The organism is Cellulosimicrobium funkei (assembly GCF_001019615.1).
Lineage (GTDB): Bacteria > Actinomycetota > Actinomycetes > Actinomycetales > Cellulomonadaceae > Cellulosimicrobium > Cellulosimicrobium cellulans_E.
This window is the reverse complement of the sequence record NZ_JNBQ01000043.1, coordinates 22,400-30,240: the sequence shown is the minus strand read 5'-3', so window position 1 is coordinate 30,240 and position 7,841 is coordinate 22,400. Positions and strand designations below refer to the sequence as shown.

At 72.8% G+C, this 7,841-nt stretch carries 4 protein-coding genes; all 4 read right to left on the bottom strand.

The window, feature by feature from the left end; all coding sequences use genetic code 11:
• The coding region (locus FB00_RS18660) for an Ig-like domain-containing protein (protein ID WP_231581936.1) at positions 1-2,961 on the bottom strand (2,961 nt) is incomplete at its 3' end.
• A gap of 358 nt (positions 2,962-3,319) precedes the next feature.
• On the bottom strand, positions 3,320-4,324 hold the full coding sequence (locus FB00_RS18655; protein WP_047234418.1) for a polyprenyl synthetase family protein: 1,005 nt from the start codon (positions 4,322-4,324) through the stop codon (positions 3,320-3,322).
• Positions 4,325-4,389: 65 nt separating this feature from the next.
• Positions 4,390-6,174, bottom strand: coding sequence for an NADH-quinone oxidoreductase subunit NuoN (gene nuoN / locus FB00_RS18650; protein ID WP_047234417.1), 1,785 nt, complete (start codon positions 6,172-6,174; stop codon positions 4,390-4,392).
• Positions 6,171-7,841, bottom strand: coding sequence for an NADH-quinone oxidoreductase subunit M (locus FB00_RS18645; RefSeq protein ID WP_047234416.1), 1,671 nt, complete (start codon positions 7,839-7,841; stop codon positions 6,171-6,173). The genes nuoN and FB00_RS18645 overlap by 4 nt, the downstream gene beginning before the upstream one ends.

The following is a 7,841-nucleotide window of genomic DNA, read 5'->3' as shown; positions in this document are numbered from 1 at the left end:
ACCGTCGGGGTCGGTGTCGTTGGCCAGGGCCGCGACCGAGACCGTGCGCCCGGGCCGGACCGTGATCTCGTCGTCCACCGCGACGGGGGGCTGGTTGGTCTCGCCCGGACGCGCGATCCCCACGCGCACGGTGCCGGTCGCCGTCGCGCCGCGCGCGTCCAGCACGGTGTACGTGAATACGTCGAGCCCGCTCGCGTTCTTCGACGCGGTGTAGAGCAGGGAGCCGGCCTCGACCTGAGCCGTGCCCTTCGAGGGGGGCGACGCCACGCCCGAGACCTGGACGGAGTCGCCGTCGGGGTCGATCCCGTCAAGCGGGACGTCCACACGCACGCTCGAGCCCGACAGGACGCGGGCGTCGATCTCACGGGGCTGCGGTGGTGCGTTGTCCTCGCCGTCACGGATGCGGATCGTGACCTGGGCGGAGTCCTCCTGCCCGTTGACGTCCCGCACGCGGTAGATCGCGTACGCGGTCCCGGCCTCGGGACCGGCCTTGAACCGCAGCGTGTCCTCCGAGACGAACGCCTCCCCCAGCGCGGGGTCCACGTCCTGCTCGAGCTCGGGCTGCAGGAACAGCTCCAGCCCGTCGGGGTGGGTGTCGTTCTTCAGCACCGGGACCGTCACCACGTCCCCCGCGTGCACCGTGACCTCGTCCGCCGCCGCCTGCGGCGGCTGCAACCGCGTCGGCGCCGGCACGGGCACCACCCGCACCTCGCCGGTGGCCGTCTCCGTGCCGTTCGACACGGTGTACGTGACGGTGACGGGACCGTCGAGCCGGCGCAGCTCGGTGATGCGCAGCATCTGGTGCGCGAGCACGGCGACCGACACGCCCGCGTCGGCGGGCACGCGCACGGACTGGACCACGAGGACGCCCCCGGCGGGGTCGGTGTCGTTGGCCAGCACGTCGACCAGGGTCGACCCGCCCGCCGGCAGCAGCGCCGTGTCGGTCACCACGATCGGGGCGCCCTCGGCCTCCGACGGCGGCAGCACGTCCACGCGCACCAGACCCGTCGTCACGTTCGGACCGTCCGTCACCTGGTACGTCAGGTCGTACGACCGCGGCTCCATCGACAGGAAGGTGAACGTGCCGGCGTCGGGATTCGTGGTGATCTGGGCCGGCGCGGACTCCGACACCGACACCAGACGCAGCTCGTCGTCGTTCGGGTCGGAGTCGTTGCGCAACGGCTCGACCGTCACCGGCTGACCCGCCGGCACCACCACGTGGTCGTTCACCGCGACCGGCGGCTGCGGCCCCGGCACGACGTCCACCAGCAGCTTGCCCTCGAACACCCCGCCCTGCCCGTCCGCGACGGTGACCGTGACGATCTTGCGGCCGGTGGAGCCGCCGCCGTCGCGGAACTCGACCGTCCCGTCGGGACGCGAGCGCACGTCGTCACCCGCGACCGTCGCCGCGGCCGAGGCGAGATAGAGGTCGTCCCCGTCCGGGTCCTTGAAGTACGGCAACACCTTGATCGTGGCCCGACCGCCCTGCCCGACCCGCAGCACCGGGTCACCCGTCTGCTCCGGCGCCGCGTTCTCCCCCCACGGCGACACCTTCAGGGTGACGCCGGCCTCGGCCACGCCCCCGCGCCCGTCCGAGACGGAGTACCGGAAAGACTCCGTACCGGTCGCGCCGTCCGGCACCACGGCCTGCACGGCAGCTCCGCCCATGATCTGCTGCACCGTGATCCCGTCCGGGCCGTCGCCCGCGACGGACGCCGTCATCACGTCCCCGTCGGGGTCCACGTCGTTGCCCAGCACCGGCAGGATCGTCGTACGCCCCGGACGCACCCCGAACGAGTCGTCCTTGGGCTGCGGCGGCTTGTTCGGCTGGGACCGGTCCGCGATGAACTGGTCCACCTGCTCCGGGTTCGTCAGCTCCGCGTCGGACTCCTCGCCCTCGGCCTCCTCCGGCATCTGGACGTCCCAGTCGTCGACCTTCTGGTACTCGTCCGCCGCCATCCACAACGTCCCCGCCGCGAGATCGTTCAGCACGATCACCTGCCGGTTCACCCGGTACTCGAGCCGCGCCTGAGGATCGATCCCCTCCAGGCGGGTGTCCAGGTCGCGATCGGTGCCCTCGCAGTCACGGATCACCTGACCCGTCGAGGCCCACGCGCCGTAGGTGCACGCACCGAGCTGCACCGGCGCACCCGGTCGTCCCTCGGCCGCCCGTCGCAGGGCGTCGCCGCCCTTCAGCGGCTGCGTCACCAGACCCGTGGTCGTCGCCACGACGACGTTCTGCGAGCCGGCCGACGGCTGCTGCAGGCGCGCCTCCGCGCCGTCCTCCAGGGCGACCGTCTTCCCGCCCGGCAGGACCAGCTGCGACGCGGACCGGTCCAGCACCACGGGCTCGTCGCCCACCGCGGTCACCTCGACCTCGGCACCCTTGCCCACCGGGAGCGCGGTGGACGACGCCTCGCCGTCCACGGTGCCCCTGGACGTCGTCGCCACCGTCCACAACGTCCCCGTCGAGGGGATCGCCGCGAACACCGTCCCGTCCTGCGCGACGGCGACGTCACCCCCGCCGTCCACCTCGACCGTGGGGTCGAGCTCCTCCGCGTCGAACGACGCGACGCCGTCGAACGGCAGCACCCACAGCCGGCCCTCCTCGCCGTCGAGGATGGCGGTCGTCGCACCTCCGGACACCACCAGGGCGTCGGGCGGCAGACGGAGCTGCCCGTCCAGCTTGAGGTGCGCGACGCTCACCGGCGACGCCGTCCCGGTCCCCGAGTCCTCGAGGAGCACCCGCCCGGCGTCCTGCTGCACGTCGAACGACGCGCTGCCCGCGTTCAGGGTCCCGTCCACCGCCTGCGAGGCGGAGTTGAACCGACCCAGCAGCCCGGCCGACGTCTTCGTCACCCACACGCCCGAGTCGTTCAGGTCCACGTCCGCCGTGGCCTCGCCCTCGTAGAGGAACGCCATCCCCACCAGCGCCGTCGAGAACACCGACACGGTCGTCACCGACGCGACGGTGCGGCGGTGCTCGTGCAGACGCGCCAGGAAACCCACAGGTCCTCCGAGGAGTTGGATCGGGAGACGATCGGTCCCCTTCTCCAGCCCCCTCGATCTCGCACTTTCCAGGCGGCCCCACCGATCGCGCACTCGAGGATAGCGGGCGACAGGGTGAAATCCGACACCCGTTCCATGGGGAGCACTCCCCACCCTCCCGCCTGCGACGCCGCGTCACAGCGGCCATCGCGGCGGACCGACGCGACGTCCCGGCAGGTCAACCCGGTGACGGAGGCAACGATGCGACCCGACCGCGTCGGCGTGCCGGGCGACCGGCCACCGGACGAAAGATCACCCCTCCGCGAGCCCGTCAGGCGGCTCGGTCGGCGAGCGCCTCCGCGAAGGATCGCAGCGCGTCGGTGACCGGGCCCGCGGGGAGCGCGTCGAGCTCCTCCACGGCGGAACGGGCCCAGCGCACCGCCAGCGCCCGCGTCTCCCCGAGCACCTCGTGGCGTCGCAGCGCGGCCACGGCCGCGGCGAGCGCGGCGTCGTCCGTCAGGTCGGAGTCGAGCAGCTCGACGAGCCCGGCGTCCGCCTCGCTCGCGGTCCCGTTCGCGATGCGGGCACGCAGCAGCAGGACCGGCATGGTCGGCACCTTCTCGCGCAGGTCCGTGCCCGGGGTCTTGCCCGACTCGTCGCCCGACGACGCCAGGTCGAGCACGTCGTCGGCGAGCTGGAACGCGACCCCGAGCTTCTCCCCGTAGGCCGCGACCGTGTCGACGACGGCCGTCGGGCACCCCGCGAACATGGCACCGAGCCGCGCGGACGTCGACAGGAGCGAGGCCGTCTTGTCGGCGAGCACCTCGAGATAGTGCTCGACGGGGTCGTCGCCCTCCCCCGGACCGATCGTCTCGTGCAGCTGTCCCAGGCACAGCCGCTCGAACGTCTTCGCCTGGATCAGGACGGCCTCCGGCCCGAGCGCCGCGACGGTCGACGCCGCGCGGGCGAAGAGCAGGTCGCCGACCATGATGGCGACCGAGTTCCCCCACACGGCGTGCGCGGACGGGGCCCCTCGGCGCACCGGGGCAGAGTCCATGACGTCGTCGTGGTACAGCGACGCGAGGTGCGTGAGCTCGACGACGACCGCGGACTCCACGACCTCCGGGCGCGTCCCGTCCCCGAGCTCCGCGGCGAGCAGCGTGAGCAGCGGCCGCAGGCGCTTGCCCCCCGCGTTGACGAGATGGCGGGACGCGGTGTCGGCGAGCGGGTCGGCGTGCGCGACGGCGTCGCGCAGCCGAGCCTCGACCCCGGCGAGCCGCTCGGTGAGGGCGTCCGCGAGCTCGGGGTCCGAGATCGGGATCGCGGTGGTCGTCACGGGCGCGGTCCGATCACGCGGGCCGCGGGGCCCGGCGGGCGCGGGCGGCACGGAAGGCACAGAGGTCACGGGACGAACTTAACCGCCTCGGCCGCCAGATCGAGAACCGGGGACGGGAACACACCGAGAAGGAGCACCCCGAGCGCGCACACGGCGATCGCGATCGTCGTCGGGCCGGTCGACCGGACGACGGTCACGCCCGGCCCCTCGAGCGCGGCGCCGTCGTCGTCCGCCCCGCCCGCAGGCCCCCCGGAGGGCGCGGTGAAGAACATCAGCACGATGATGCGGACGTAGAAGAACACCGCGACGGCCGACGCGAGGACGCCGACCACGGCGAGCACCCACGTCGAGCCGCCGCCCTGGCCGTCGGGCCCGGCGATGGCCGCGCCGAACGCGGTGAACTTCGCCACGAAGCCCGCCGTGAGCGGGATGCCCGCCATGGAGAGGAGGAAGAGGGAGAACACGCCCGCGAGCCACGGGCTCCGGCGTCCGAGCCCCGCCCACTGGGCGAGGTGCGTCGCCTCGCCGAGGACGGCGACCGGCTGCTCCGTGGCCCCGCCCGTCGCGTTGTCCGCGTCGCCGCCCGTCGCGTCGGTCCCTGCCGCCCCGGCACCCACCGCCACGGGCACGCGCTCGCGCACCGGGGCGGTCTCGCGCACCAGCGTGACGACGGCGAACGCGCCGACCGTCGCGAGGCCGTAGACGAGCAGGTAGAAGACGGTGGCCCGCAGCGAGAGCTGCGAGAACCCGACGACGCCGACGAGGATGAAGCCCGCGTGCGCGATCGACGAGTAGGCGAGCAGGCGCTTGACGTCGGTCTGCACGGCACCGACGACGGTGCCGACGACCATGGTGAGCAGCGTGACGATCCACAGCGCGACGAAGAGGTCCTCGCGCGTGGCGAGGGACGACTGCGCGAGGCCGAGGCTCACGACGTACAGGACGCGCAGCAGCGCGCCGAACGCGGCCGCCTTGGTGCACGCGGCCATGAAGCCGGTGATCGGCGTCGGGGCGCCCTGGTAGACGTCGGGGGTCCACGCGTGGAACGGCGCGGCGCCGATCTTGAAGAGCAGGCCCGCGAGGATGAGCAGGACGCCGACGACGACGAGACCGGGCATGGTCGCGAGCGGCCCCTCGGGCGTCGCGAGCGACTGGTACACCTCGACGAGGTCGACCGAGCCGGCGAAGCCGTAGACGAGCGCGACGCCGAACACGAACAGGGCGGACGCGAACGCGCCGAGGAGGAAGTACTTGAACGACGCCTCCTGCGACAGGAGACGACGCCGACGCGCCATCGCCGAGAGCACGTAGAGCGGGAGCGAGAGCACCTCGAGCGCGACGAACATCACGAGGAGGTTGCCGGTCGCGGGGAAGATCATCATGCCGCCGACGGCGAAGAGCACGAGCGGGTAGACCTCGGTCTGCTCGAGGCCCTTGCGCCGCGTGAGGTCCTCGTACGGCGAGCCGGGCACCGCCGCCGCGGACGGCGCGAACGCGTCCTGGCCGGTCGACGTCTTGTCGGCGATCACGAGGATCGCCAGGAACGCGAGCAGGACGACGATCCCCTGGACCGCGAGCCCGAACGGGTCGATCACCATCGACCCACCGAGCACCCGCACCCCGTAGGGCGCGCCGTCGCTCCCCTGCACGGCCGGGTCGCGCCACAGCACGACGACGAGCGCGAACGCCGCGGCCGTCGCGAGGAGCGCGAGGACGACCTGCGTCGTGCGCCGCACGCGCGCCGGGACGAAGGCCTCGATCAGCACGCCGACGACGCCGGCGCCCAGCACGACGAGGATCGGGGCGAGGTAGAGCCAGTCGACCGTGGGGGCCACGAAGGAGTCGTTCACGACTCGCTCCCTTCGTCGGTGCTACGGGTGAGGGACGACCCCTGGCTCTCGAAGGCGACCAGCTCGGTCCCCTCGGCGAACGGGTCGGAGCGCGGCGGGTCCTCGACGCCGGCCACCGCGAGGTCGGACAGGGTGACCTCCGCGGGCTCGCGCACGAGGTCGAGCGCGGGCGCCGGGTAGAAGCCGAGGACGAGGAGGACGACGATCAGCGGCGCGACGACCCACTTCTCGCGCGCGCCGAGGTCGGGAAGCTGGTCGAGCCCCTCGCGGGTGCCGCCGGTGAAGATCCGCTGGTAGGTCAGCAGCACGTAGAGCGCGGCGAGCACGACGCCGAGCACCGCGACGAGCGCGGCCCACGGGCTGCGCGCGAACGTGCCGACGAGCACCATGATCTCGCTGACGAACGTCGACAGGCCGGGCAGCGAGAGCGCGGAGAGGCCCGCCACGAGGAACGTCCCCGCGAGCACGGGGACGACCTTCTGGAGGCCGCCGTAGTCCGCGATGCGCTGCGAGCGCTCCGGGTGCCGGGCGATGAGGAAGCCCGCCAGGAGGAACAGCGCACCGGTCGAGATGCCGTGGTTGACCATGTACAGCGACGACCCGGACACGCTGAGCGACGTGAACGCGAAGATGCCGAGCACGATGAACCCGAAGTGCGACACCGACGTGTAGGCGATGAGTCGCATGAGATCGCTCTGGCCGATCGCCATGAGCGCGCCGTAGAGGATCGAGACGACCGCCAGGACGATCACGACGGGGGCCGCCCACGCGCTCGCGTGCGGGAAGAGCGGGAGGCACAGCGTGAGCATCCCGAACGTGCCGACCTTGTCCAGCACGCCCACGAGGAGCGTGGAAGTGCCCGCGGGCGCGTGCTGCGCGGCGTCGGGCAGCCAGGTGTGGACGGGGAAGAGCGGCGCCTTGATGGCGAACGCGAGGAAGAAACCGAGGAACAGCAGCCGCTCGGTGGTGACCGGCATCGGGTTCTCGGCGAAGTACCCCACGAGGTTCGACGTGAGGAACGCGTCCTCGGGGCGCGCGCCCGTCGTCGGGTCGATCGGCACCTGCACGTACAGCGCGATGACGGCCGCGAGCATGATCAGACCGCCCGCGAGCGAGAACAGCAGGAACTTCACCGCGGCGTAGCGCCGCCGCGCCCCGACGCCGAACCCGCCGATCATGAAGTAGACCGGGATGAGCATCGCCTCGAACAGCACGTAGAAGAGGAACACGTCGCGTGCGACGAACACCGCGACCATGAACGCCTCGAGCAGCAGCACGAGCGCGAGGTAGTGGCGCAGGCGGCGGACGTCGCCGTCCTGCTCCTTCCACGCGGCGAGCACGACGAGCGGGACCAGCAGCACCGAGAGCGCGACGAGCGCGAGCGCGACGCCGTCGGCACCGACCGCGTAGCTCGCGCCGATCTGCGGGATCCAGCGGTACGTCTCGGTGAGCTGGTGCGTGCCGGCGGCGGACGTGTCGAACGCGGTGAAGGCGCCGACGACCAGGACCAGCTCGACGAGCGCGGCGCCGAGGGCGATGCCGCGCACGGTGCGCAGCGCTCCCGCGCCGACGCCGCGCGTGCGAGCGGAGGCCGTGAGCCACACCGCCGCGGCGCCGACGAGCGGCCACGCGACGAGCAGGGACAGCCAGGGGACGGAGGTGGTCAT

What these genes read in the sequence shown, in the direction of transcription:
- FB00_RS18645 (WP_047234416.1), bottom strand. Translation starts at nt 7,841, where the DNA reads ATGACCACCTCCGTCCCCTGGCTGTCCCTGCTCGTCGCGTGGCCGCTC.